Raw genomic sequence first — 24783 nt, 5'->3', positions numbered from 1 at the left:
CATGCCCTTGAGGCAGGCTCCTCCCCAAGCCCCATAGAGAACCTGGGGAGGAGAAGCAACAATCAACCCGCCAGCTTCTGCCAGGTGTCAATCACCGTGTCGGGGTTCAGCGAGATGGAGCTGATGCCCTCGTTCTTGAGCCACTGGGCGAAGTCGGGGTGGTCGCTGGGGCCCTGGCCGCAAATGCCGATGTACTTGCCCTGCGCCCGGCAGGCCTTGATGGCTTGGCTGATGAGCGCCGTGACGGCAGGGTCGCGCTCGTCGAAGTCGTGGGCCAGCAGTTCCAGGCCGGAGTCGCGGTCCAGGCCCAGGGTGAGCTGGGTCAGGTCGTTGGAGCCGATGGAGAAGCCGTCGAAATACTGCAGGTACTGCTCGGCCAGGATGGCGTTGCTGGGGATCTCGCACATCATGATGAGCTTGAGATCGTTTTCGCCACGCTTCAGACCAAACTTGGCCAGCAGGTCCACCACGCGCTCGGCCTGCTTGAGCGTGCGCACGAAGGGCACCATCACCTGCACGTTGGTCAGGCCCATGTCCTCGCGCACGCGCTTCAAGGCCTCGCACTCCATGGCAAAGGCTTCGCCGAACTCGTCGCTGATATAGCGCGCCGCGCCACGGAAGCCGAGCATGGGGTTTTCCTCGTCCGGCTCATAGCGGCTGCCGCCGACCAGCTTGCGGTATTCGTTGCTCTTGAAGTCCGAGAGGCGCACGATGACCGGCTTGGGCCAGAAGGCCGCCGCGATGGTGGCCACGCCTTCGGCCACCTTGTCCACATAGAAAGCGCGCGGGCTGGCGTGGCCACGGGCCACGGATTCGACGGCCTTCTTCAGGTCGGCATCGACCTGGGGGTAGTCCAGAATGGCCTTGGGGTGGACGCCGATGTTGTTGTTGATGATGAATTCCAGCCGCGCCAGTCCGACGCCGCCGTTGGGAATCTGGGCGAAGTCGAAGGCCAGCTGCGGATTGCCCACGTTCATCATGATCTTGACGTCCAGCGGCGGCATCTCGCCGCGCTTGACTTCGGTCACTTCGGTTTCCAGCAGGCCGTCGTAGATGTGGCCGGTATCACCCTCGGCGCAGCTCACGGTCACCAGCGTGCCGTCTTTGAGCGTGTCGGTGGCGTTGCCACACCCCACCACGGCAGGGATGCCCAGCTCACGCGCGATGATGGCGGCGTGGCAGGTGCGCCCCCCGCGGTTGGTGACGATGGCGCTGGCCCGCTTCATCACCGGTTCCCAGTTGGGGTCGGTCATGTCGGTGACGAGCACGTCGCCGGGCTGGACCTTGTCCATCTCGCTGATGTTGTGGACCAGCCGCACCGGGCCCGTGCCGATTTTCTGGCCGATGGCGCGGCCCGAGGCCAGCACCGCGCCCTTGCCCTTGAGCTTGTAGCGCATCTCCACCTGGCCGGCAGCCTGGCTTTTGACCGTCTCGGGGCGGGCCTGCAGGATGTAGAGCTGACCGTCGTTGCCGTCCTTGCCCCATTCGATGTCCATCGGGCGGCCGTAGTGCTGCTCGATGACGAGGGCGTAGTGCGCCAGTTGCAGCACTTCGGCGTCGGTCAGGCTGTAGCGGTTGCGCTGCTCCACCGGCACATCCACCGTCTTGACGAGCTTGCCGCTGGCGGCTTTTTCTTCGGGGGAGGCAAACACCATCTGGATGAGCTTGCTGCCCAGATTGCGCCGGATGACGGCTTGCTTGCCGGCCTTGAGCATGGGCTTGTGGACGTAAAACTCGTCTGGGTTGACGGCGCCCTGCACCACGGTTTCGCCCAGGCCGTAGCTGGCGGTGATGAAGACCACGTCCTCGAAGCCGCTTTCGGTGTCGATGGTGAACATGACGCCGGCGGCGCCCAGGTCAGAGCGCACCATGCGCTGCACCCCCGCCGACAAGGCCACCTCGGCGTGGGTGAAGCCCTTGTGCACGCGGTAGCTGATGGCGCGGTCGTTGTAGAGGCTGGCAAAAACCTCCTTGATCTTGTGCAGCACTTCGTCGATGCCGTGCACGTTCAGGAAGGTTTCCTGCTGCCCGGCGAAGGAAGCGTCGGGCAAATCTTCGGCCGTGGCGGAGGAGCGCACGGCGTAAGTGGCGGTGGTGCTGCCGGCGTTGAGCCGCTCATAGGCTTCGCGAATGGCCTGCTCCAGCTCGGGCGGAAAGGGCTGCGCCTGCACCATGGCGCGGATTTCGGCACCGCATTCCGCCAAGGCACGCACGTCCTCGGTGTCTAGCGCCTCGAGCTTGGCGTGGATGCGCTCATCCAGCCCACCGGCTTTGAGGAACTGGCGAAACGCATAGGCCGTGGTGGCAAACCCCGTGGGCACGCGCACCCCTTGGGGCAGTTGAGAGATCATCTCGCCGAGGCTGGCATTCTTGCCGCCGACGGCTTCGACGTCGCTCATGCGAAGTTGCTCGAAGGGCACGACCAGCGCGGTCGGGCTGAAGCGTTGAGACATGGTTGGACTCCAAAGTTGAAAAACCTGCAAGTCGCCCCGCGCCGTCACCTCGATCGTTGTTCTGTTGTGGAAGGTGCCGGAAGCCAGGCGGCAAATCTGGATAATTGGGCGTCATTGTAGGTCCTTGGCCCTGATCGCGCCGCTATCGCCCATGCCCCACCGCACCGCCTTTTTCATTTCCGACGGCACCGGCATCACCGCCGAGACCTTTGCCAAGGCCATTCTGGCGCAGTTCGAGATCGACCCCAAGCGGGTGCGCATGCCCTTCATCGACAGCCCCGACAAAGCCTGGCAAGCGGTGCGGCAGATCAACCATGCCGCCGAGGTGGATGGCAAGCGCCCCCTGGTGTTCACCACCGTGGTGAACATGGAGGTGCTGGCCGTGTTGCGGGCGGAGTGCAAAGGCATGCTCATCGACATGTTTGGCACCTTCATCTCGCCGCTGGAGGAGGAGCTGGGCATGAAATCCAATCACCGGGTGGGCAGGTTTTCCGACGTCTCCAAGAGCCAGGAATACCACGACCGCATCGAAGCCATCAACTTCACCCTCGACCACGACGACGGCCAGACCAACGAGGACCTGGAAAAGTCTGACGTGATTCTGGTGGGTGTGAGCCGCAGCGGCAAAACGCCCACTTCGCTTTATCTGGCCATGCAGTTCGGCTTGAAGGCGTCGAACTATCCGCTCATCCCGGAAGATTTCGAGCGGCGAACCCTGCCGCCCGCGCTGGTGCCGTTCAAGAAAAAACTCTTTGGCCTGACCATCGACCCCGCGCGCCTGAGCGAAATCCGCAACGAGCGACGCCCCAACTCGCGCTACGCCAGCCTGGAAAACTGCCGCTACGAGGTGGCCGAAGCCGAAGCCATGATGCGCCGTGCTGGCATCCGCACGCTGTCTACCACCACCAAGTCGATCGAGGAAATCGCCACCATCATCCGGCAGGATTTGAACCTGCAGTAAAGGGCAACGGCCTCACATCGGCTGCGGGCGGGCGTGTACGGGAGAGCGGTAAAAGTGCAGAATGCGCTGCACGTACTGGCGCGTTTCCTGGTAGGGCGGCACCCCACCGTAGCGGTCCACGGCCCCTTCGCCGGCATTGTAAGCAGCCGCTGCCAGAGCCACATCCCCGTTGAACCGCTCCAACAACCAACGCAGGTAGGCCAAGCCACCTCGGACATTTTGTTCCGGATCGAACGCGTTGCGCACGCCAAAGCGCGCCGCCGTGTCTGGAACCAGTTGCATCAAGCCTTGCGCATTCTTGGGGGAAACGGCTCGCGGATCGAAGTTGGATTCGGCGCGGGCAATCGCCAGCGCCAAGCGGTAGTCCACCTCGAACCTCGGTGCCCAGTGCCGAATGAGCTGGGCATGGCGCTGCTTCTCGCGTGGCAATGCTAAGATGTATCGCTCGACCACCTCGGGCGGCACGGCAGGCTCGACCTGTGGCTGAGACGGGCGCGGGAGTTCGAAAACCGGCGCCGCGCCAGTGAGCAGACAGTCGGGCAGCGCATCGGCAACGCCTGCCTGCGCCACCAGGGCAGCGGCGCGTTCGTGGCCCCGCTGGGCGGCCAACGCGAGCAAGGTGCGGCCTTCCTGGCGGCCTTGCTCATCCATGCGTTCCAGAAACAAACGGCCCAGCCGGTATTGAGCTTCCAGGCTGCCGTAACGGGCCGCTGCGCAATACCGGGCCGCGGCGGTCAGCAGATCGGTCCGACGCTGCGCATCGTACCCTTCCTCGATCCAGCGCGACAGGCGTGGGGGCTCATCCGTCCACTCAGGCGGTTCATCCACCGGCAAGGGGTTGGCGCTCAAGGCACAGCACAGCCCCCAACCGGCGGCGGCCGTCACCCAGGCGCGGGACATGTTCATGCCCTGTTCTCACCACCCTTCTTCTTGTTGCCGAAATGGATGCCGTGGGCATGACGGCTGAGGGCAAACGACGCGAAGATTTTCATCCACAGCGTCACGCCAGCAATGGCCATCCAGTCGTCCCGGTCCAGCGCCTGAAAGCCGAGCACGGCCACCAGCACGCCCACCAGCACGACCCCTCCGACGAAATTGATGACCATTTCATAGGGCGCGTATTGCTCGGCATTGGGCGGCGGCAGCCCCTTCTTCAGGGCCACCTCGGAAAAATCCCGTTTGAAAAAGATGCGCCAAGCCCGCCGCAGCCAGAAAAAAGCCACGGGAATCAAGGCCAGCAAAAAAAACCAGTTGAAGATGTAAATACCCATGCCAGTGAATCCGGTTGACGGATGGGGTTGAGGAGGATTGTCTCAACAAAAAGCCCCGATGGGAACCTCCATCGGGGCCGCAATCGCCTGCTCACCGGGTTCAACCGGTGAGCCTAGGCAGGGAGATCAGTGACCCACGGCGGCGCCAGCGCCACGCGGGATACGGACCGACTCCACCATCTCTTGCACATGGGTGGGCACGCGGCCGCCCGTGACCTTGGTGACCAGGAAGGCCACGACGAAGTTCACGATGGCGCCCACGGTACCGAAGGCAGCCGGCGTCAGGCCGAAGAAGCTGTTCGGGCCACCGATGAGTTGCACGTAGGATGTGCCCTGGATGAAGAAGATGCCGTGGTGTGCGAACACGTAGAAGCACGTGACGAACATGCCGGCGATCATCCCCGCGATGGCGGCCTTGTCGGTGATGGTCTTGCTGAAGATGCCCATCATGATGGCCGGGAACAGGGACGAGGCGGCCAGACCGAAGGCCAGCGCCACCGTCGCCGCCGCGAAGCCGGGCGGGTTCAGGCCGAGGTAGCCGGCCAGGATGATGGCGGCGATCATCGACAGACGGCCGGCGATGAGTTCGCCCTTCTCGCTCAGATCGGGCTTGAACACGCGCTTGACCAGGTCGTGCGAGATGGCCGAGGAAATCGCCAGCAGCAGACCGGCTGCGGTGGACAGCGCGGCGGCCACGGCACCGGCGGCCACCAGGGCGATCACCCAGTTGGGCAGTTGCGCGATTTCAGGGTTGGCCAGCACGATGATGTCGTTGTTGACCGTCAGCTCGTTGCCTTTCCAGCCAGCGGCTTCGGCCTTGGCCAGCACGGCCTCGTTCTTGGTGGCGCTGTTGTAGAACTGGATGCGGCCATCGCCGTTCTTGTCTTCCCACTTCAGCAGACCGGTGCGCTCCCAGCGCTTGACCCAGTCAGGCCGGTCTTCGTAGAGGATGGAAGCCTCGGGGGCGAACAGGTCGGGGTTGGCCTTGATGACATCGGGGTTGATGGTCAACTGGCCGTCGGCGTTCTGGGTGATGCCGACGTTGGTGTTGAAGGTGCCGATCAGGTTCAGGCGGGCCATGCTGCCGACGGCCGGCGCCACGGTGTACAGAATGGCGATGAACACCAGCGTCCAGCCGGCGGAGTAGCGCGCATCGGCCACCTTGGGCACGGTGAAGAAGCGGATGATCACGTGCGGCAGACCGGCAGTACCGATCATCAGCGAAATGGTGAAGAACACCATGTTCAGCGTGGAGCCGGCGGTCTGGGTGGTGAACTGCGGGAAGCCCAGATCGGTCACGACCTGATCGAGCTTGGCCAGCAGGGCCACGTCGGTGCCGGCCAGATTGGAGCCCATGCCCAGCATCGGGAAGGGGTTGCCGGTGAGGTTGAAGGAAATGAACACCGCCGGAATGGTGTAGGCAATGATGAGCACGATGTACTGGGCCACCTGGGTGTAGGTGATGCCCTTCATGCCGCCAAACACCGCATAGGCGAACACGATGGCCATACCGATGTAGATACCGGTGTCGGCCGACACGTTCAGGAAGCGGGCAAAGGTCACGCCCACGCCGGTCATCTGACCCACGATGTACACCACGCAGATGATCAGCAGACAGATCACGGCCACCGTGCGCGCCGCCTGGGAGTAGTAGCGGTCACCGATGAACTCGGGCACCGTGAACTTGCCGAACTTGCGCAGATACGGCGCCAGCAGCATGGCCAGCAACACGTAGCCGCCCGTCCAGCCCATCAGGAACACGGCGCCGCCATGCCCCATGGTGGACAGCAGACCCGCCATGGAGATGAAGGAAGCCGCCGACATCCAGTCCGCGGCCGTCGCCATGCCGTTGGTCACCGGGTGCACGCCGCTGCCGGCGACGTAGAACTCGGAGGTACTGGCCGCGCGCGACCAGAAGGCAATGCCGAGGTAGAGCGCAAAGCTGGCGCCCACCACGAGATAGATCACTGTTTGAAGTTCCATGTTCGATAGACTCCGTGGATCATTCTTCGTGAACGCCGAACTTGCGGTCGATGTCGCCCATCTTCTTGGCGTAGAAGAAGATCAGCGCGATGAAGATGTAGATCGAGCCTTGCTGCCCGAACCAGAAGCCCAGCGGGTAGCCGCCGAGGCTGAAGTTGTTGAGCACTGGGGCGAATATGATCGCAGCCCCGTAGGACACCAGCGCCCATACGATCAGGATTCCGGTCAGCAGACGCAGCGTCGCCGACCAGTAGGCCTTGGCATTCTCTTCGTTTGACATAAACGTCATCTCCTCGGAGTGATGGCTTGAAACGGTGGCGAACCACCGCGCTCGAACACCGCAAAAGGGAATTCGCGATATTGCGGAGATGACTGTCGAGCCCGATGCTTACAGCGAACTTAAGCTTTCCGGGTTGGCCACCCGAACTAGGGAAAGTCCTTAGGCGCTTTTGACCACGCACCCGGCCTCGGGGGTTTCGGCGCGGCTGACGCCAGCGGATTCGAAGCTCGCCATCTCCGCCAGAATGCGCGTGGCCGATTCCAGCAGCGGCCAGACCAGCGCGGCGCCACTGCCCTCTCCCAGCCGCAAACCCAAATCCAGCAGCGGCGTGGCCTGGAGGGCCGCCAGCATGAGGGCATGGCCGCGCTCGCCGGAGCGATGGGCAAACACGCAGCGCTGCAGCACCGCTGGCTGCAGACGCGCCGCCACGAGGACCGCGGCCGAGGTGATGAAGCCATCGACCACCACCACGCGGCGCTGGGCAGCGGCTTCGAGCACGGCGCCGGTGAGGGTCGCGATCTCGAACCCCCCCAAGGCGGCCAGCGCATCCGCGGGATCGGTGGCGCCAGCATGGCGCTGCAGCACCTGGCGCAACACGTCGATCTTGCGCTGCACGCCAGGCGCATCCAGCCCAGTGCCAGCGCCGGTGCAGTCGGCAATGTCCAGTACGCACAGGCGCGACAGCAGCAAGGAAGCGGCCGAGGTATTGCCGATGCCCATTTCCCCAAGCAGCAGCACATTGCCCGGCAGTTGGCGCACGATCTCGGCCCCGTTGTCCAGCGCCTGTTGACATTGCGCCAGCGTCATCGCCGGGGCCGTGGTGGCATCGGCCGTGCCGTGCGCGATCTTGCGAATCAGCAGGCCGGGCCGGGGCGTGAAGTCGTGCGCCACGCCGCAATCCACCACCGTCAGGGCCAAGCCATGCTGGCGGGCCAGCACGCTGACGGCCGCCCCGCCGGCCAGGAAGTTCTCGACCATCTGCCACGTCACGTCGCTCGGGTAGGCCGACACCCCGCGAGCCGCCAAGCCATGATCGGCCGCGCAGACGAGCATCTGGGGCTGCTGCAAGCGCGGGGTTTCGGTGCCCAGGATGCAGGCCAGGCGCAGGGCGAGGGCTTCGATCTGGCCGAGTGAGCCCAGAGGCTTGGTTTTGTGATCCAGTTGGTGCTGCACGCGCTGGGCCAGCGCGGCGTCGGTGATGTCGGCCACTGGGGCATGGCGCAGAGAAGGCATGGGGCGTCCTTTCAGGGTTGGGCCAGCGCGTCGAGCCAGCCAGGGGAAAAACAGGCGTGGACGTGATCGGCCAGCCGGTCGAAGACGTGTTCCAGGGTGGGCGCGGCCTGGCCAAAGAGGGCCTGCACAGCCGCCGCGTCTTCAAACAGACCATGCAGGTACAGGCCCAACACGTTGCCGCCAGCGTTGCGCCAACCCAGGGGCTCGCCCGTGGCGATGTGCGTCAGCGCCACGGGCGCCTGCTGGCCGGCCGCTACCATGGCAGGGTGTGGCACGGTCTGGCCATGATGGATCTCGTAACCTTGAACGACCACGCCAGCCAAAGGCTGCCCGGGGCCAGGCAGGTCGGCGGCGAATGCGGCCCGGGAAGGCGTGACCGTCTTGCTGGCCTCGAACCGGGTGACCAGCGGCAGCAGCCCCAACCCGGGGGCATTGCCGTCGATGCCGTGCGGGTCCACCAGGGCTTCGCCCAACATCTGCAGGCCACCGCAAATCCCCAGCACCAACCGACCCGCCGCCGCGTGCCGCTCCACGGCCCGGTCCAGACCCTGCTCGCGCAGCCAGGCCAAATCGGCGCTGGTGTGCTTGCTGCCAGGCAGAATGACCCAGTCGGCATCGACCAACTGGGCGGGGGATCGGGCCCACACCAGCCGCAGGCCAGGCACGTTTTTCAGGGGCCGGAACTCGTCCAGGTTGCTGATGCGCGGATAGGCAATCACGGCCACGGTGGTGTGAATGGCCCCGGCCCCCAAGGGGCGGTCGTCGAACACACCGTCTTCCTCGGGCAGACCGTGCCGCCACAGCATGGGCAAGGTGGCCACGGTGGGCACGCCCGTGAGCTCGGCCAGCCGTTCGGGGCCGGGCGCCAGCAGGGCGGCATCGCCACGGAATTTGTTGAGCACGAACCCTCGGATGAGGCGCTGCTCCTCGGGCGGCAGCAAAGCCCAGGTGCCGTAGAGATGGGCAAAGGCGCCGCCGCGGTCGATGTCGGTGACCAGCAGGCAGCGCGCGCCCGCATGCCGCGCCACCCGCATGTTGACGACATCGCTGGCGTGCAGGTTGATCTCGGCCGGGGAGCCAGCCCCTTCGATCACGATGAGGTCGTGGGCGGCCCGCAATTCGTCGAGCGCTTGGTGGATGTGGGGCCAGACCCGCTCACTGCGCCCGCGCCACGGCATGGCGCTGAGCTCACGATCGGCCTGCCCCAGCAAGACGACCTGGCTGCGGGTATCGGCCTCGGGCTTGAGGAGGACGGGGTTCATGCGCACATCGGGCCGCACGCCGGCCGCGAGGGCTTGGAAGTATTGGGCGCTGCCAATTTCGCCCCAACGACCTTCGGGGCCGGCCACGACGCGGGCGTTGTTGCTCATGTTCTGCGCCTTGAACGGGGCGACTTTGAGGCCCTGGCGCGCGAAGTGGCGGCACAGGGCGGTGGCCAGCCAGCTTTTGCCCGCGCCGCTGGTGGTGCCCAGCACCATGATGCAGGTGGCGGTCATGCCTCTCCTCCTTGCTCGACATCGTACACATCATGGTGATGGCGCAAGGCATGCAAAAGCGCCGCTTGTGAATGCGGTGGCTGCGCGCTCAAACGCCAATGCCCAGGCAGTCCAAAGGATTGCGCATCACGCAGCTTGATGCCATGGCGGCGCAAGCCACGGGCTGACAGACGGCATGGCGGCAGAGCGCAAAAATAATGGGTGAGGCTGGGCAGGCAGTTCCAGCCCATGGCTTGCAATGCCTCTGTCAGCGAGTGCTTCCAAATGCGCAAAGTCTGCAAACTGTCGCGAACCCACTGCTGCACGGCAGGCTGCGCCCAAGCCAACAGCATGGCATGCGCATGCGCCCCCAAGGGCCAGGAGGCCGACAAGGCCTCCAACACGGCCGCTTGAGCTTGGGCATGCTGTGGGGCAATGGCATAGGCGCCTCGGACGCCCGTCAACCCCAAGGCTTTATTCGGTGAATACAGCCGCCAAGCCGCTGACAAAGCCGGTTCAAACATGAAAGGCTGCCCATCCAATCGCAGGGGGGCATAGGCCAAATCCAACACCACAGCGGCATCGAGCCGCAGCAAATCGGCTGGCCATGGAACCGGTTCCTGAGACACGCCCAACGGACTGCTGGGGTCGCACAGCCAGAGAAGATCGGCAGCCCGCGAGTCGGCGACGCGCCGCATACCGCATGCTTGAGCCGCCTGGGCATAGTCGCCATACGCGTGTCTGGGCACCCAATATTGCCGGGCACCATGCAAATGGCAGGCCCAAGTCATGCGACGGATGAACTCACTGGCGCTGCCTGCCAAAACGATGCGCCAGACTTCGACCTGATGCCAGCGAGCAAGGATCTGACGAAGCTGCGTGTACGCGGGATCTGGATAGTGGGCCGCGTCGGCTTGCCGCACGGCTTGCCAGGCCTCGGGGCACGGCCCACAGGCATTGGCGTTGCTGGAAAAATCGTAGCGGGCCAACCCCTGTGCATCGGCGCCCCCGTGCTCTCGACTCATACACGCCCCTCGAATCCGCTTAGCAGCACGGTCACCAGGATAGCGGCAGCTGCCAGGCCCCACACCACTCTTTGGCATAAACGAAGCGCAGCAGCCGTGTCACAGGCTTGGGGCGGCCGCCCATCAGGGTTGAGCCGATAAACACCGGGCTTTTCCAAGCGCAGCCCCAGGGCCAAAGCCAATGCACCCATCGGCCACCCCCCATTGGGCGAAGGTGTAGATCGGGCCGTTCGCCACAGCTCGGACAAGCGCCCGCATGGGCGCAGGATCAGCAGCAAGATGGCCGTCAGGCGTGCAGGCAGCCAAGAAAGGACATCGTCGGCTCGCGCCGCCCACTTGCCCGCCCATGCCCAATATTGGCCTCGCCACTGCCCTGGATAGCCCCACATGGCGTCTGCGGTATTGGCCCATCGGTACAGCGCAGCAGCCGGCAGCCCCCCGATCAAAAACCAAAACAAAGGAGCCACGACAGAATCGTTGAGATTTTCCGCCAGACTGGAAAGGGCCGACTGACGAACTTCAGAGGCATCCAGGGTCTGTACATCTCGGCTGACGAGATGCCCCACACGCTCACGCCCTGCCGACAAACTGCTGGCCAACGCCTGCTCCACGGCCAGCACCTCATCCCGCAGCATCCGCCAAGCCAGCAGCGGCTTGAGGAAAAGACCCAGCACACACCAGGCCAACACATCGGGCAAACGGGCGGCCAACGATTGCATCCAGGCAGCCAAGGCGCACACGGCCAAGGCACCGATCAACCATGCGACCATGCCGGCGGCAAAGTCACGCCCGCGCCGCTGCGTGTCCGCGCCAGAAGGCGCCACCCAGCGCCCCGCCCACGACAAATAGCGCCCCATCGCAACGACGGGATGCCAGCGCGCGGGGGGCTCACCCAGCACCCAGTCAATCAGCAGCGCGACGGCGATGGCGGCACATAATGCCCCAAGCCCTGGATATGTCCATAGCCACTGCATCTGGTTCATCGATTCTCCTGCCATATCGGCGATGCGGGCAACTGAGGCCGGAGGTATTCCACTTCCCAATGCCGAGCCCACATTTGGCAATTCCCCAATGGCCGCACAGGATCGTCGAAATCCACCAAAACAAAGCGTGCCAAGCCCTGAGGCGGACTGGGCTCTTGGGTGGTGCGGCCATCGGTCAGCAACCACAAAGACACTGGTATGTGTCGATGCACCGACAACAGGCGATCCACCTCGGCCAAGCCTGCCGCCAAAGGGGTGCCCCCTCCCCCGCCCAAAAGGCGCAAGCGCTCTATCCCGGCACGGCGCGCTGCTCGAGGCCGCCAAAGCCATTGAGTCCCTTGTCCGCCAATGGTCAAAATGGCCACCTCACACTGCCAGCGCACAGCGCTGTCCATCCATCTGGCCACCCAAGCCTTGGCCCAACCCAAGCGTCCGGCACGACGCATCGAACCCGAGGCATCGAGCAGCAATACGTGCAAGTGCCGCTGCCTGGCAGGCACGTGACGCCAGACCAGATGGTGCGCCATGAGCGGCTCAGAACCCTTGCGCGCCAACGTGGCGGGCCAATCCAAGCGACGGGCCGTCATACCGCTGCGCACGCCAGCCATCGAATAGGGCTGCTGGGCAATCATTGGCACGTGCGCATCGAAAGCTTGCCACCGTCGGCCGCCAGGTCCGCCCGGCTGTCGCTGGACCGGCAAACCGGGGTGGCTCAGGCTTTTTTTAGGCTCGGTCCCTCCCCGTCCGGCCAGCGCGGCATCTCCACCGGCTGGGCAGGCAAAGCCCCCCAGTCGCTGTGCATGTCGGTTGACGCAGAGGCCCGCTCAGAGCCTCTTCCTGTCGGCCTATCGCCATGCGGATGGCTGGCTTGCGGCGTATCGGCTGAGGCAGAGCCTTTGGCTGTGGACGCTGTGGTCTGCATGCGCCGCGAACCGGCCTGCCTGCGATGCGCCAATGCCAATTCGGCCACGGCCTCGATATGCTCCGGGGCCACCTGGGCACTGGCCTGCATGGCCGCTTGGGCACGCGCAGCCTTGAGCAGCACCAAATCGCCACGCACGCCATCGATGTTCGCAGACAAGGCCAATTCGGTGGCATGCGCAATCGCCGCCTCGCTCCAGCGGATATGCGCCAAGGCTCCACGTGCTTGGGTGATTTGTTGTGCCAGCGCTTCCTGTGCGCTGGCCTGTTCACGCCACAGGGTTTGGGGGTCTTCATCGAAAGCCAGTCGAGTGCGAACGATGGCCTGCCGCACCGCCGGATCGGTGGGGTTGTCCAGATCGACCGCCAAGCCAAAGCGGTCCAACAGTTGGGGACGAAGTTCACCCTCTTCTGGATTCATCGTGCCGATCAGGACAAAGCGGGCCGCATGGCTGCGGGAAATGCCATCGCGCTCGACGGTATTGACGCCGCTGGCCGCAACATCGAGCAACGCATCGACCAGTGGGTCGGGCAGCAAGTTGACTTCGTCCACATAGAGCACGCCCCGATGGGCGCGGGCCAACAGGCCCGGCGCCAAGCGAACCTGTCCATGGCGCAAAGCATCCTGCAAATCGAGGGTGCCCACGAGTTGCTCCACGGTGGCTGTCAGGGGCAAGGTCACGAACGGTGCGGTAGGCAACAGGGCCGCCAATGCTTTGGCCGCCGTGGACTTGGCCGTGCCCCTGGGGCCACGGATGAGCACGCCGCCGATGCCGGGATCCACCGCAGCCAACAGAAGGGCTTGCTGGAGCCGGGGCTGCCCTGCCAATGCCGTGAAAGGAAATTGCGCCACAGGCCCAATCTCGGGCACATTGTTCGAGTCATGGAATGAGGTCATGGGTTCGGTCCCGGTCGCTGTGCGTTTTCGAAAGGGGTTTCGTCATCGAGGCTTGAACCTTCCAGGCGCATCTCGGCCTCCAGCAAAGCTTGCCGAATGGATGGAATGTGCGCGTCCGCATCGGCCCACAGGCCTCGCTCGGCCGCCTGGAGCAGCCGCTGCCCGATCTGGCGCAAAGCCTGGGGATTGTGATGCAGCAGGAACTCTCGATTGATGGGATCTTTGAGATAAGCGTCGGTCACCAAGGCGTAGTGGTGGTCCGCCACTTGGCCTGTGGTGGCATCGAACGCGAACAAAAAATCGACTGTCGCGGCCATTTCGGCTGCGCCTTTGTAGCCGTGGCGGCGCATGGCGCTGAGCCATTTGGGATTGACGGCACGCGAGCGGACCACGCGCGAGAGCTCTTGCGCCAAGCTGCGGATGCGAGGCGCTCCAGGCTGACTGAGATCCCCGTGATACAACGCGGCGGCCGTGCCGCGCAAATGCTCGACGGCCGCGGCCAAGCCCCCCTGAAACTGGTAATAGTCGTCGGAGTCGAGAATGTCGTGCTCACGATTGTCCTGGTTATGCACCACGGCATCGAGCCGAGCCACCTGGGCTTCGAACGGCGCACGGGCCAAAGCCCCATGCTCGTCTTGCCCATACGCATAGGCCCCAGCCCGCAAATAAGCTTGGGCAATTTCGCTCAAGCCTTGCCAACGGTCATCTTCCAGCAGTTGTTGCAGCCCTGTGCCGTACCCTTGTGGGCGAGGCCCAAAAACACGCCAGGTCGCTTGGCGCAACGCAAGCTGGGGCGGCATTCCGCGCTCTTGTGCCTGCGTCTGGTCTTGCCTCACCCTGACGCGGATCGGATTCATTTCATCGGACTCGTCATCGGCAGGCAGTTGCGCCACGGCTTTGACCGCGGTATCGAACAGATCGATCAGGTTAGGAAAAGCATCGCGGAAAAAGCCCGAGATACGCAGCATGACATCGACGCGGGGACGGCCCAGCAAGGCCGCCGGGATGATCTCTACATCAATCACCCGTCCGCTGCCCTCGGCCCATCGCGGACGAACGCCCAGCAGCGCCAGGGCTTGGGCAATGTCTTCTCCACCGCTTCGCATCGTGCTGGTGCCCCAAACCGACAGCCCAACGGCCGTCGGCCACTGCCCGTGATCCTGCACGTGGCGCTCGATGAGGCGCTGCGCCGCCAGTGCCCCGGTTGCGTAGGCCGTTGGGGTAGGAACGGCTCGGGTATCGACGGCGTAGAAGTTTCGCCCTGTGGGAAGCACATCGACGCGCCCCCGCGATGGCGCCCCGCTAGGCCCTGGAGGAACGAAACGTCCTTGCAAGCCTCGCAGCAATTGCATCATTTCGTTGGGGCCCGAAGCGTCCAGTTTGGGGGCGACGTTTTCCAAGATGTCCTGGATCACTAGACGGCTGCGTGGCCACGATTGCGCATCGGGCACTTGGGCGCTGGCCAACATGGTTTGAGCCAAACGTTCCAAACGTTCTCGGGTATGTCCGGCATGCCGCCACGGCCGGGAATCCATGGCTAGCAAAACGTCTGGCCTGGGGCCGCTCCAGGCTTGTCCCCAGTCGGCATCCAGCGGGTCAAAGCCTTGCAATCCCAAATCTTGGGCCAAAGCACGCAAGAGGCTATCCTGCCGAGGCTCCGACCCGCGCGGGAAACGGGCCAGCGCCAACAAGGTGTCAATGCGCTGCTGCCCTTGCGGACTCATGCCAAAGACGTGCAAGCCCCCTCGAATTTGGGCCTCCTTGAGCTCGCAAAGGTAGGTATCGAGCCGCTGCAGCAGTTGTTCTCGCATGGACTCATCATGGATGGCCGTCAACCCCAGTTCGACGTGCAAGCCCTGCGTCAGCACCTGCTGGACCATCTGGCTGCGTAGGCGCTTGGCGCGAGTCGGGTCGATCAGCAAGGCCTCGGCATACTCGTCCATCTGCCGCTCCAAGTGCTGCAAAGCCCCATAGGTCTCGGCCCGGGTCAAAGGCGGCATGAGATGATCGATGATGACGGCTTGGGCGCGCCGCTTGGCTTGACACCCCTCGCCAGGATCATTGACGATGAATGGATAGAGATGGGGCCAAGGGCCGAATACCGCATCCGGCCAGCACTCAGGGCCTAGGGCCACGCTCTTTCCTGGCAACCATTCCAGGTTGCCATGCTTGCCCACATGAACGATGGCATCTGCCGCCCAAACACGCCTGACCCAGACGTAAAAGGCCACATAGGCATGAGGCGGGACCAGGTCGGCATCGTGATAGCTGCGCGCCAGATCTATCTGCCAGCCCCGGGCCGGCTGGATGCCCACGAACACCCGTCCCAAGCGCAGGCCCGGGATCATGATGCGTCCCTGCCGCACCATTGGATCTTGCTCTGGAGGGCCCCATTGCCGCAGCATGGCTTGCTGTAGCGAATCAGGCAGCTGGGCAAAGGCCAATCGGTATTCTTGTAGCGACAAGCTCTGCCCCGCAGGGCGCCAGTCGTTGGCCGATACATCGTTGGTGACACATTGCTGCAGCCGCTCCATCAGCGATTGCGCATCGGGCGGCGCATCTTGCACGCCGTAACCATGGGCCTGCAGGGCCTGCAAAATGCGCACCACAGACGCTGGCGTATCCAGCCCCACGCCATTGGCCAGCCGTCCGTCGTGCTGCGGGTAATTGGCAAGCACTAAAGCCAGTCGTTGCTGCGAAGCCGGCGTACGCCGCAAGGCGCACCAGCGCCGCGCCAATTCGGCCACGAAAGCGATGCGTTCAGGATCGGGCAAATAACGTACCACGTCGATCTGGGCGCGCTCGCAACGCCATCCCAAGCCTTTGAAGCTGATGGCGCGGGTGGCAATACGGCCATCGATCTCAGGCAGCACCACCTGCATGGCCAAATCCCGAGGCGGCAGACCGTGGGGATCGGCTTGCCAGCGTTGGCGATCGACCCCCGCCGTGATGAGTTGCAAAACCACCACATCCCCCAGCCAGGCGGCTTCGCTTGCGGCATCATTCTGGGCGGCTCCCACGGCAAAGCTGGTGGCGTTGAGCACCAGATCCACGCCTTGCTGCGCAATGGTAGTGCGCACGGCATCCATGGTGGACGGGGACTTCAAACTGTCCAATGCCATGGCCACGGGATTGAGACCTTGCTCGCTCAGTGCATGCATGAGCGCATCGAAGGGCGCGGTGTTGCCGGCTTGGGCATGAGCCCGGTAGAACAGCACCAAAACCACCGGGGCTTCAGGGCGCATCACGCATGGCTGCTGCGGCTGGTAGGCAAAGACGGCTGGCAATTCCTGGGGCGGACCGGGAGGCAGCACATCTCCCCAGACCCGGTGCCTGAGCAATTGGAAAAACCGCTGCGCATTGGATCTGCCTCCTTGCCGCAAACACCGCCACAGAAAGCGAGCGTCCTCTGCGGGCGCGGTGCCACGCAGCAGCAGTTGCGGATCTTCTTGGTCGTCGCCGGAAAACAAAGCCAGCCACTGCCCCCGGCGTCGCGCCAGCGCCGAAGCTTGCTCGACGACATAGGCCCAATCGGCAGGCGCCCCCAAATGATCGATCACCACCACCCTGGCGTGAGCGAGCACGTCTTCCACGTACATATCCACTGAGGCAGGTTGGCGCAGCCACATGAGATTGGCCAAACGCACGGTCGGATGGTCCACGGGCAAAGCCTGAGCCGCCTCGGCCAGTAAGGACAGTGTCGTGTCGGCAGCGCTGAGAACCACGATGTCGCCGGCGGTCTGTGGCAGTCGAACCACGCCTTGTCCGGCGTCATCGACATATCCTCCTGCTCGGGTGGACAGCAAATGCATGGTCTTTGTACCAAATACGCAGTCGCGACGAAAGCGTTCATAAAGGCTGGCACGGCATGCCAGCGGCTTGCAGCGCATGCGCCAAACGGTCTGCACGCAATTGGCGTCCGATCAATACCAAGCGACTGCGTCGCTCCTCATCAGGGCGCCAAGGGCGATCGAAGTGGCTGTCGAACCGCTGACCGACCCCCTGAACCACCAAACGCATGGCAGCGCCTGGCAGGGCAATGAACCCCTTGATGCGGTAAATCTCGTGTTGCCGCACCAGCCGATTCAGCGCTTGGATGAGGGCTTGCCGATCCGAAACCTGCAAGTTCAGCGACAAGGCATCGAACGCGTCGTGATCGTGATCATCGTCTTCATGGTCGTGATGGGTGCGGCGCTGATCTATCACGTCCTCGACCGCGCGACCCAATCCCAGAAGGATCGCAATATCCACCTGCCCGTGAGAGGCAGGCAGCACCTGTACGCCGGCTGGCGCTTGGCTTCGCACCATGGCTTCGACTTGGGCCAAGGCTTGGGAAGAGAGATCCTGCGCTTTGTTGAGCAACACCAAATCAGCCGTTGCCAACTGGTCTTCGAACAGCTCTGCCAGCGGGCTTTCATGATCGAGCTCGGCGTCGGCGCGACGCTGGGCATCAACCGCTTGGGGGTCATGCGCAAAGCGGCCTTCGGCCACCGCCGGCGCATCCACCACGGTGACGACCGCATCGACGGTGAAGGCATGCCGGATGGTAGGCCACTGAAACGCCTGCACCAGCGGCTTGGGCAGCGCCAGGCCGGAGGTCTCGATGACCAGGTGGTCGATCTGGCCGCGGCGCTGGGCCAGTTGCTCCATCACCGGGGCAAACTCTTCTTGCACCGTGCAGCACAGGCAGCCGTTGGCCAGCTCGATGACCTGGCCGTTTTCCGCGCCACTTTCGTCGCAGCCGATGCCGCAGCCTTTGAGCAATTCGCCGTCGATGCCCAGCTCGCCGAACTCGTTGACGATGACGGCGATGCGACGCCCTTGCGCCTGGGTCAGGAGGTGGCGCAGCAGCGTGGTCTTGCCGGCGCCGAGAAAGCCAGTGACGATGGTGGCGGGGATTTTGTTGAGGTTCATGGCTTGAAACGTCGTTAAAGAAAAGCTTCAAAGGGCATCAGTCCTCGATGCCGCGCTGCGCCGGCACGCCGGCGTCAAAGTGGTGCTTGTGCTTGACCATTTCGGTGACGGTGTCGGCCAGGTCGATGAGCTCCTGCGGTGCGTGGCGGCCGGTCAGCACCACCGTCATCTCGGGCGGGCGCTGGCGCAGCGCGTCCAGCACCGCCTGCAGCGGGATCCAGCCGTAGCGCAGCGGGTACATGATTTCGTCGAGCACCACCATGAAGTGTTGGCCAGCGCGGATCACCGCCTCGGCGCGCGCCCAGCCTTGGCGCGCCAGCTCGGCGGAGTGCTCCAGGTCACGGCTTTTCCAACTGAAGCCATCCCCCAGCCCTTCGATCGGCATGCCGAGCTGCTCGAACACGCGGTGCTCGCCAAAGCGGGCGCTGGGCACTTTCATGAATTGGAAGATCTTGACGGCCTTGCCGCGCCCGTGCGCGCGCAGCGCCAGGCCGAAGGCCGCGGTGCTTTTGCCTTTGCCGTGGCCGGTGTGCACGATGATGAGGCCGCGGCGCGGGCCTTGCGGCTTGGGGGTGTCGCGCTGCAGCGGGGGGGCGAGCAGTTCCATCGGTTGAAACTCCAAAGGTTGTAGGGGGTCAGTAGTCGTCGGCGCCGCAGCGCTTGAGCAGGTAGATGTCCAGGATCCAGCCGTGCGCCTGCCGCAAGGCCGCGCGGGCGCGCGCGATGCGCGGGCCGGCTTGCACCAGCGGGCCGCTGTCCAAGGTCTGCTGTGGCAGCCCGAGGTAAGCGCCCCACCAGATGTGCCAGGCGTGCGGGTCGGGCAGCGCCTCAAACGCCGTGCCACCATCCAACATGACGGCCAGCGCCGGCACGTCAGGCGGGCAGCCCTGCTGGCGCAGCCGGCGTCCGGTGGTGATCAGCACCGGGCTGGCCAGCTCGTTGAGCGGCACGGCGTGCGCGGCGGCCAGCGCCTGCAGCGCGCTGATGCCGGGCACCACCTCCAGCTCGAGCGGCAGCTCGCGTGCCACGCGCCGGGCGATGCGCATCGAGCTGTCGAACAGCGCCGGATCGCCCCAGATCAGCACGCCCGCTCGCCCGCCGTGCGGCAGTTGGTCGCGCAGCGCCTGCGCCCAAGCGCGGGCCAGCGCGTCGTGCCAGTGCCGCACGCCATCGAGGTAGCGCGGCGTGTCGGCGGCATCGGCGCCGTTGCGCGCTGGCACGGCGTAGCGCGCCACGCGCAAGCCGCCGCCCGCGTCGGTGTCGAAATCCGGGCGCACCGCCTGCAGCAGGCGCAGCCGCGCCGAGGCCAGCTCAGCCTTGTCTTCGCCTTTGTCCGGCAGCAACAGCAATTCCAAGCGGCGCAGCGCCTGTTCACCCTGGCGCGTCAGGTGCGCGGGACTGCCCATGCCCATGCCGATGAGGCTCAGGTGCCAGCGCGCGCTCATGCGGAGCCCTCCCCGGACACGGCCCGGCGGTAGCGGCGCTCGTAATCCGGCGCATACAGGCGGCTGCGGCCAAAGCCGTCTTGGGCCAGGTTGCGCCCGACCAGGATCAGCGCCGTGCGCTCCAACCCGCCTTGCGCGGCCTGCGCCAGTTCGCCCAGCGGCGCGCGCACGGTGCGCTCATCGGGCCAACTGGCGCGCCAGACCACCGCCGCAGGGCAGTCGGCGCCGTAGTGCGGCAGCAGCGTCTGCACCACTTGCTCCAGCACATGGATGCTCAGGTGGATGGCCAGCGTGGCCCCGGTGGCGGCCAAGACCTCCAGGCGCTCGCGCTCGGGCACCGGGGTGGCGCGCCCGTGGGCGCGGGTCAGCACCACCGTCTGGCTGCCGCCGGGCAAGGTCAGCTCGCAGCCCAAGGCCGCTGCCGCGGCAGCAAACGAGGGCACGCCGGGCGTGATCGTGTAAGGGATGCCCTCGGCCTTCAGCGCGCGCAGCTGCTCCGCCAGCGCCGACCACACCGACAGGTCGCCCGAGTGCAGCCGGGCCACGTCCTGCCCGCGAGCGTGGGCGGCGCGGATTTCCTCCAGGATTTGCTCCAGCGACAGCGGGGCGGTGTCGATCAGACGCGCCTGCGGCGGGCAGTGCGCCAGCACCTGGGGCGGCACCAGCGAGCCCGCATACAGGCATACCGGGCAGCGGGCGATCAGGTCGCGCGCGCGCAGCGTCAGCAGGTCGGGGGCGCCGGGCCCGGCGCCGATGAAATGCACGGTCATGCCGTATTCCCTTCAACTTCAACAGGCGGCGCCTGCCACACCCATTGCCACTGCGGCCGCCACGGCACCCAGCCCTGCTGCGGCCCAAGCGGCTGCGCTTCGGCCAGCGCGATCTGCCGCAGCTGGCCGCCGTGACGCTCGTGCAGCTGCGCCAACAAGGCTTGGGTGGCGGTGGTCACCGCGTTGACGACGACCCGGCAGCCCGCCGGCAACCGCAGACGCAGCGCCTGCCACAGCGCCACATCCATGCCGCCGCCGATGAAGACCGCCTGCGGCTCGGGCAGTTGCGCCAGCGTCGCCAAGGCGTCGCCTGACCAGACGCGCAGGCGCGGGGTGAGCCCAAAGCGCTCGGCGTTGCGCTGCACGCGCTCGGCGCGCGCGGCGTTGCGCTCCACCGCCTCGGCCACACCGCCAGCCAGGCACCACTCGATGCTGACCGAGCCGCTGCCCGCGCCCAAGTCCCACAGCCGCTGCCCGGGGCGCGGTGCCAGCGCCTGCAGCGTCAACGCCCGCATCGGCGCTTTGGTGAGCTGGCCGTCGTGTTCGAACAGCGCATCGGGCAACCCCGCGCAGGCGGGCAGACCCTGCGGGCCGTCGTGCAGATCGAGCGCCAGCGCCAGCGGCGCCTGCAAACCGGCCGGAGCGCCGTCCCGGATCGCAAAACGCGCGATGCGCTGCTGCGGCCCGCCCAGCCGCTGCAGGGCCCAGGCGGTGCTGACGCCAAAGCCTTCTTCGCGCAGCAGCGCCACCGCTGCCTGCAACGCCGCCTCGTCGCGCAGCAGGCACAGCAAGCGCCGCCCCCGTCCCAGGTGCGGCCACAGCGTGCGCAGCGGCTGCGCGTGCAGCCCTAAGCAGCGCACCTCCTCCAGCGGCCAGCCCAAAGCGCTGGCGGCCAGGGTGAACGTCGAGGGCGCGGGAATGGCCTGCCACTCCTGACGCGGCAACGCGCGCGCCAGCACGCTGCCCGCGCCAAACCAGAATGGGTCACCCGAGACCAGCGCCACCACCGGCTGCCCACGCCAAGCCAGCAGCGGGCCGATGTCGAACGGCACCGGCCAGGGCTCGGCGCGCTCGGGTTCGATGCCGGCCAGCGCCAGATGGCGCGGACCGCCGAACACGCGCCGGGCCCGCGCCAGCAAATGGCGGCTAGACTCGCTGCAACCGCCCAAGCCGTCTTCACCGATGCCGATGATCGACAACCATGCCTCATCCGCCATGCACGTCCTCCTGCTTGGGGGCACCACCGAAGCTTCCCAGCTGGCGCAGGCGCTGGCGCGCGCGGGCGTGGCAGCGATCTTTTCGTATGCCGGACGCACGGCGCAGCCGATCGCGCAGCCGCTGCCGACCCGCGTGGGCGGCTTCGGCGGCCCCGAGGGGCTGGCGGACTTTCTGCGCCAGCAGCGCATCACGCACGTCATCGACGCCACGCACCCTTTTGCCGCGCAGATGAGCCGCCATGCGGTCGAAGCTTGCGCGCAGGCTGGCGTGCCGCTGCTGGCGTTGCAACGCCCGCCGTGGCGTCCCGGCCCCAGCGACCACTGGCACAGCGTGCCCGACCTCGACGCCGCCTTGCACGCGCTGCCCACCACGCCGAGCCGGGTCTTTCTGGCCATCGGGCGCCAGCACGTGCAACCGTTCTTGCAGCGCACGCCGCACTGGTATCTGCTGCGCGTCGTCGAGCCGGGGCTTGAGGTGCCGCCGCAGCGCGGCGCGGTGGTGGTGCAGCGCGGCCCCTACACGGTGGAAGGCGACCTGTCGTTGTTGCGCGCCCATGGCATCGAGTGGGTGGTGGCCAAAAACTCGGGCGGCCACGGGGGCCAGGCCAAGCTGCTGGCCGCGCGCGCCCTGGGCCTGCCGGTGCTGCTGATCGAGCGCCCCGCGCTGCCGCCGCGGCCCATTGCGGAGACCGTCGCCGAAGCCTTGCAATGGCTCGGGCTGCCCGCGCACGAGGATCTCGACACCCCAAGCGCCGCCCCACCCGCAGACACCCCACCGGTTTGAGCCGCGCCGAGGCAGCCTCCGACATCCCCTGCCCCGCTGCATCAGCCGCCCCTCCGCGGGGTGTAGAGGTAGCGCCCCACCGTGCGCGTGGCGCGGCTGCCGACGATGACCAGCGTGCGCATGTCGGCCATCTCCGGCTGCACTTGCACGAGCGGCAGGTGCTGCACCGATTCCTGCGGCGTGAAGACCGCGCGCGCCAACCCCACCCAGCGCTGCGGCTCGCAGTGCTGGCGCAGCACCGCCAGCGCGCGGGCAAACCCTTCCGGCCGGCTGCGCGAGCGCGGGTTGTAGAGCGCCAGCGCCAGGTCGGCCTGCACCGCCAGCGCGAGCCGCCGCTCGATCACCGCCCACGGCTTGAGGTTGTCGCTCAGGTTGATGGCGCAAAAGTCGTGGCCCAGCGGCGCGCCCAGGCGGGCCGCTGCCGCCAGCATCGCCGTCACCCCGGGCAGCACGCGCACGTCCAGCTGCTGCCAAGCCGGCTCGGCCTCCATGGCCTCGAACACCGCAGCGGCCATGGCAAACACCCCGGGGTCGCCGGAGGAGACGATCACCGCCCGCCGTCCTGCCTGCGCCAGCCGCAGCCCGTGACGCGCGCGCTCGAGCTCTTCGCGGTTGTCGCTGGCGTGATGGGCTTGATCCGCACGCCGCGGCACGCGCGCCAAGTAAGGGCCGTAGCCCAGCACGTCGGTGGCCTCCTGCAGCGCCTGCTGCACCTGCGGGGTGATCAGCGCCGCATCCCCCGGCCCCAAGCCGGCTACGCAGAGCCAGCCGATCATGGAATGATCTCCGGCCTACGCCCCTGCCCCGGCACCAGCACGATGGTGAAGTATGGACAAGTGACGTCCTCCCCCATCTCGCTCAACGGCGCAACACGCTGCGCCTCCATCGTGCCGTATTGCACCAACCAGGCACGCCCCAGCAATCCCGCGCGCTGCAACGCGCGGCGCACCCGTCCCAGATGGCGGCCGATTTTCATCACCACCAGCGCGTCGGTACGCTGCATGTGCTGGACCAATTCGTCTTCTGGCAAAGTCCCCATCAAGACGGTCAACACATCGTCGCCCCAGGTCATCGGCTGGCCACAAGCCCACCAGCACCCAACCATGCCCGGCATGCCTGGAACCACCTCCAAGGCCGTTCGGCCGCGACGGCGCAGCCGTTCATACAGATGCATGAACGACCCATAAAAAAACGGGTCGCCCTCGCACAGCACCACCACGTCGTCGTGCTCGGCCAGCGCCTCTAATCGCTCGACCCAATCGTCATAGAAACGCGCCAACAATCCGTTGTAGTCGGGGCTGTCGACAGGCAGCTCTGTGGTGACCGGATACTCCATGGCGTACTCCTGCGCATGAGGCGCGAGCCATGCTTGCGCGATACGCCGAGCCTGCCCAGGCTGGCCACGCTTGCGAAAATAAGCCACCTGCCCTGCCCGAGACAGCCAGCGCTGCGCCCGCACGGTCACGAGATCTGGATCCCCTGGGCCCAGGCCCAGGCCAATCACCCGACCCATCACACCTCCTCCTCACAGGCCAGGGCGTTGAGGGCCGCCACCGTCATGGCCGACCCGCCCAAGCGCCCATGCACCACCATGGCCGGCACCGGCGCTTCATCCATCAGGGCGGCTTTCGACTCCGCCGCGCCCACGAAACCCACCGGGCATCCGATGATGGCAGCCGGGCGTGGGCATACCGGATCCTGCAACATCTCTAGCAAGTGAAACAACGCCGTGGGCGCATTGCCAATCGCCACCACCGCCCCGGCCAGATGCGGTCGCCACAGCTCCAACGCGGCGGCGCTGCGCGTGGTGCCCAGCTGATGCGCCAACACCGGCACCCGTGAATCGCTCAAGGTGCATAACACGGGATTGGCCGCAGGCAAACGCCGGCGGGTGATGCCGGAGGCCACCATCTGTGCATCACACAGAATCGGGGCCCCACAGCGCAAGGCCGCACGAGCCTTTTCCACGAATCCCGGGGTAAAAGCCACTTGCGCTGCCAGCTCCACCAAGCCCGCAGCGTGGATCATGCGCACCACCACTGGCTCTTGATCGATATCGAAGCGTGACAAATCGGCCTCGGCGCGGATGATGGCAAACGATTGCCGATATATCGCAACACCATCGCGTTCGTAATGGATACGTGAAGCGGGTCGAAGAATGCCTGGCACG

21 protein-coding genes are annotated in these 24783 nt (G+C 65.8%); 2 read left to right on the top strand and 19 right to left on the bottom strand.

The features are described from left to right. Positions 1-62 precede the first annotated feature (62 nt). The gene (gene ppsA, locus DFR43_RS05165; RefSeq protein WP_133596279.1) at positions 63-2453 is read right to left on the bottom strand and encodes a phosphoenolpyruvate synthase; all 2391 of its coding nucleotides are present in this window, start codon (positions 2451-2453) and stop codon (positions 63-65) included. 151 nt (positions 2454-2604) lie between these two features. Here ppsA and ppsR point away from each other — a divergent pair, with 151 nt between their 5' ends. Beyond that, positions 2605-3414, top strand: a complete 810-nt coding sequence (ppsR, locus tag DFR43_RS05160; protein ID WP_133596278.1) for a posphoenolpyruvate synthetase regulatory kinase/phosphorylase PpsR — start codon at positions 2605-2607, stop codon at positions 3412-3414. Positions 3415-3426: 12 nt separating this feature from the next. On the opposite strand, the gene DFR43_RS05155 is transcribed toward ppsR, so the two are convergent. From DFR43_RS05155 to cbiT, 15 genes are all read right to left on the bottom strand, one after another. Continuing rightward, on the bottom strand, positions 3427-4320 hold the full coding sequence (locus DFR43_RS05155) for a lytic transglycosylase domain-containing protein (protein WP_133596277.1): 894 nt from the start codon (positions 4318-4320) through the stop codon (positions 3427-3429). Next, positions 4317-4685 (bottom strand): hypothetical protein, encoded by a 369-nt coding sequence (locus tag DFR43_RS05150; RefSeq protein ID WP_133596276.1) that lies wholly within the window; start codon positions 4683-4685, stop codon positions 4317-4319. Before DFR43_RS05150 ends, DFR43_RS05155 begins: the two co-directional genes overlap by 4 nt. A 126-nt stretch (positions 4686-4811) precedes the next feature. Next, complete coding sequence (locus DFR43_RS05145) at positions 4812-6668, bottom strand: sodium:solute symporter family protein (RefSeq protein WP_133596275.1); 1857 nt, start codon at positions 6666-6668, stop codon at positions 4812-4814. Between the two features lie 19 nt (positions 6669-6687). Next, positions 6688-6948: a DUF4212 domain-containing protein gene (locus DFR43_RS05140; RefSeq protein WP_133596274.1), complete on the bottom strand. Its 261-nt coding sequence runs from the start codon at positions 6946-6948 to the stop codon at positions 6688-6690. A gap of 159 nt (positions 6949-7107) precedes the next feature. Further along, positions 7108-8181 carry a nicotinate-nucleotide--dimethylbenzimidazole phosphoribosyltransferase gene (gene cobT / locus DFR43_RS05135; protein ID WP_133596273.1) on the bottom strand — a complete coding sequence of 358 codons (1074 nt, stop codon included), beginning with the start codon at positions 8179-8181 and terminating at the stop codon, positions 7108-7110. Between the two features lie 11 nt (positions 8182-8192). Next, entirely contained in the window at positions 8193-9677 is a 1485-nt protein-coding gene (locus DFR43_RS05130) for a cobyric acid synthase (protein ID WP_133596272.1), read from the bottom strand. After that, positions 9674-10681, bottom strand: a complete 1008-nt coding sequence (locus DFR43_RS05125; RefSeq protein WP_133596271.1) for an aminotransferase class I/II-fold pyridoxal phosphate-dependent enzyme — start codon at positions 10679-10681, stop codon at positions 9674-9676. Before DFR43_RS05125 ends, DFR43_RS05130 begins: the two co-directional genes overlap by 4 nt. Further along, on the bottom strand, positions 10678-11664 hold the full coding sequence (gene cbiB, locus DFR43_RS05120; protein ID WP_211338603.1) for an adenosylcobinamide-phosphate synthase CbiB: 987 nt from the start codon (positions 11662-11664) through the stop codon (positions 10678-10680). Before cbiB ends, DFR43_RS05125 begins: the two co-directional genes overlap by 4 nt. Before the next feature lie 712 nt (positions 11665-12376). Continuing rightward, positions 12377-13483 (bottom strand): magnesium chelatase ATPase subunit I, encoded by a 1107-nt coding sequence (locus tag DFR43_RS05115; protein WP_133596269.1) that lies wholly within the window; start codon positions 13481-13483, stop codon positions 12377-12379. Continuing rightward, positions 13480-17295, bottom strand: coding sequence for a cobaltochelatase subunit CobN (gene cobN, locus DFR43_RS05110; RefSeq protein ID WP_133596268.1), 3816 nt, complete (start codon positions 17293-17295; stop codon positions 13480-13482). Before cobN ends, DFR43_RS05115 begins: the two co-directional genes overlap by 4 nt. 37 nt (positions 17296-17332) lie before the next feature. Next, positions 17333-18397 (bottom strand): cobalamin biosynthesis protein CobW, encoded by a 1065-nt coding sequence (gene cobW, locus DFR43_RS05105; RefSeq protein WP_133596267.1) that lies wholly within the window; start codon positions 18395-18397, stop codon positions 17333-17335. Positions 18398-18434: 37 nt separating this feature from the next. Next, a complete protein-coding gene (cobO, locus tag DFR43_RS05100; RefSeq protein ID WP_133596266.1) occupies positions 18435-19004 on the bottom strand; it encodes a cob(I)yrinic acid a,c-diamide adenosyltransferase in 570 nt (189 codons plus the stop codon). Between the two features lie 28 nt (positions 19005-19032). Then, a complete protein-coding gene (gene cobF / locus DFR43_RS05095; RefSeq protein ID WP_133596265.1) occupies positions 19033-19842 on the bottom strand; it encodes a precorrin-6A synthase (deacetylating) in 810 nt (269 codons plus the stop codon). After that, entirely contained in the window at positions 19839-20612 is a 774-nt protein-coding gene (cobM, locus tag DFR43_RS05090; protein ID WP_133596264.1) for a precorrin-4 C(11)-methyltransferase, read from the bottom strand. The genes cobF and cobM overlap by 4 nt, the downstream gene beginning before the upstream one ends. Continuing rightward, complete coding sequence (cbiT, locus tag DFR43_RS05085) at positions 20609-21829, bottom strand: precorrin-6Y C5,15-methyltransferase (decarboxylating) subunit CbiT (RefSeq protein WP_133596263.1); 1221 nt, start codon at positions 21827-21829, stop codon at positions 20609-20611. Before cbiT ends, cobM begins: the two co-directional genes overlap by 4 nt. On the opposite strand from cbiT, the gene DFR43_RS05080 reads away from it, so the two are divergent. After that, on the top strand, positions 21828-22613 hold the full coding sequence (locus DFR43_RS05080) for a cobalt-precorrin-6A reductase (protein ID WP_133596355.1): 786 nt from the start codon (positions 21828-21830) through the stop codon (positions 22611-22613). The genes cbiT and DFR43_RS05080 overlap by 2 nt on opposite strands. Positions 22614-22654: 41 nt before the next feature. Here DFR43_RS05080 and cobJ read toward each other — a convergent pair whose 3' ends face one another. Genes cobJ through DFR43_RS05065 form a run of 3 tightly spaced genes read right to left on the bottom strand, consistent with a single transcriptional unit; the run spans position 22655 to position 24773 of the window. After that, entirely contained in the window at positions 22655-23389 is a 735-nt protein-coding gene (cobJ, locus tag DFR43_RS05075) for a precorrin-3B C(17)-methyltransferase (RefSeq protein WP_133596262.1), read from the bottom strand. Further along, on the bottom strand, positions 23386-24126 hold the full coding sequence (gene cobI, locus DFR43_RS05070) for a precorrin-2 C(20)-methyltransferase (protein WP_133596261.1): 741 nt from the start codon (positions 24124-24126) through the stop codon (positions 23386-23388). The genes cobJ and cobI overlap by 4 nt, the downstream gene beginning before the upstream one ends. Next, the gene (locus tag DFR43_RS05065) at positions 24126-24773 is read right to left on the bottom strand and encodes a precorrin-8X methylmutase (RefSeq protein ID WP_245988839.1); all 648 of its coding nucleotides are present in this window, start codon (positions 24771-24773) and stop codon (positions 24126-24128) included. Before DFR43_RS05065 ends, cobI begins: the two co-directional genes overlap by 1 nt. Positions 24774-24783: the final 10 nt, after the last annotated feature.

It is taken from the genome of Tepidicella xavieri, assembly GCF_004363315.1.
Classification (GTDB): Bacteria; Pseudomonadota; Gammaproteobacteria; order Burkholderiales; family Burkholderiaceae_C; genus Tepidicella; species Tepidicella xavieri.
This window is presented reverse-complemented; position numbering and strand designations above follow the sequence as displayed.

Bases quoted from the DNA above. Each gene is read 5' to 3' on its own strand.
- ppsA (WP_133596279.1), bottom strand. From the start codon at position 2,453: ATGTCTCAACGCTTCAGCCCGACCGCGCTGGTCGTGCCCTTCGAGCAA.
- cbiB (WP_211338603.1), bottom strand. From the start codon at position 11,664: ATGAACCAGATGCAGTGGCTATGGACATATCCAGGGCTTGGGGCATTA.
- cobT (WP_133596273.1), bottom strand. From the start codon at position 8,181: ATGCCTTCTCTGCGCCATGCCCCAGTGGCCGACATCACCGACGCCGCG.
- cobI (WP_133596261.1), bottom strand. From the start codon at position 24,126: ATGGGTCGGGTGATTGGCCTGGGCCTGGGCCCAGGGGATCCAGATCTC.
- cbiT (WP_133596263.1), bottom strand. From the start codon at position 21,829: ATGGCGGATGAGGCATGGTTGTCGATCATCGGCATCGGTGAAGACGGC.
- cobN (WP_133596268.1), bottom strand. From the start codon at position 17,295: ATGCATTTGCTGTCCACCCGAGCAGGAGGATATGTCGATGACGCCGGA.
- cobF (WP_133596265.1), bottom strand. From the start codon at position 19,842: ATGAGCGCGCGCTGGCACCTGAGCCTCATCGGCATGGGCATGGGCAGT.
- cobM (WP_133596264.1), bottom strand. From the start codon at position 20,612: ATGACCGTGCATTTCATCGGCGCCGGGCCCGGCGCCCCCGACCTGCTG.
- cobJ (WP_133596262.1), bottom strand. From the start codon at position 23,389: ATGATCGGCTGGCTCTGCGTAGCCGGCTTGGGGCCGGGGGATGCGGCG.
- DFR43_RS05115 (WP_133596269.1), bottom strand. From the start codon at position 13,483: ATGACCTCATTCCATGACTCGAACAATGTGCCCGAGATTGGGCCTGTG.
- ppsR (WP_133596278.1), top strand. From the start codon at position 2,605: ATGCCCCACCGCACCGCCTTTTTCATTTCCGACGGCACCGGCATCACC.
- DFR43_RS05155 (WP_133596277.1), bottom strand. From the start codon at position 4,320: ATGAACATGTCCCGCGCCTGGGTGACGGCCGCCGCCGGTTGGGGGCTG.
- DFR43_RS05145 (WP_133596275.1), bottom strand. From the start codon at position 6,668: ATGGAACTTCAAACAGTGATCTATCTCGTGGTGGGCGCCAGCTTTGCG.
- DFR43_RS05150 (WP_133596276.1), bottom strand. From the start codon at position 4,685: ATGGGTATTTACATCTTCAACTGGTTTTTTTTGCTGGCCTTGATTCCC.
- cobO (WP_133596266.1), bottom strand. From the start codon at position 19,004: ATGGAACTGCTCGCCCCCCCGCTGCAGCGCGACACCCCCAAGCCGCAA.
- DFR43_RS05140 (WP_133596274.1), bottom strand. From the start codon at position 6,948: ATGTCAAACGAAGAGAATGCCAAGGCCTACTGGTCGGCGACGCTGCGT.
- DFR43_RS05130 (WP_133596272.1), bottom strand. From the start codon at position 9,677: ATGACCGCCACCTGCATCATGGTGCTGGGCACCACCAGCGGCGCGGGC.
- cobW (WP_133596267.1), bottom strand. From the start codon at position 18,397: ATGAACCTCAACAAAATCCCCGCCACCATCGTCACTGGCTTTCTCGGC.
- DFR43_RS05125 (WP_133596271.1), bottom strand. From the start codon at position 10,681: ATGAGTCGAGAGCACGGGGGCGCCGATGCACAGGGGTTGGCCCGCTAC.
- DFR43_RS05080 (WP_133596355.1), top strand. From the start codon at position 21,828: ATGCACGTCCTCCTGCTTGGGGGCACCACCGAAGCTTCCCAGCTGGCG.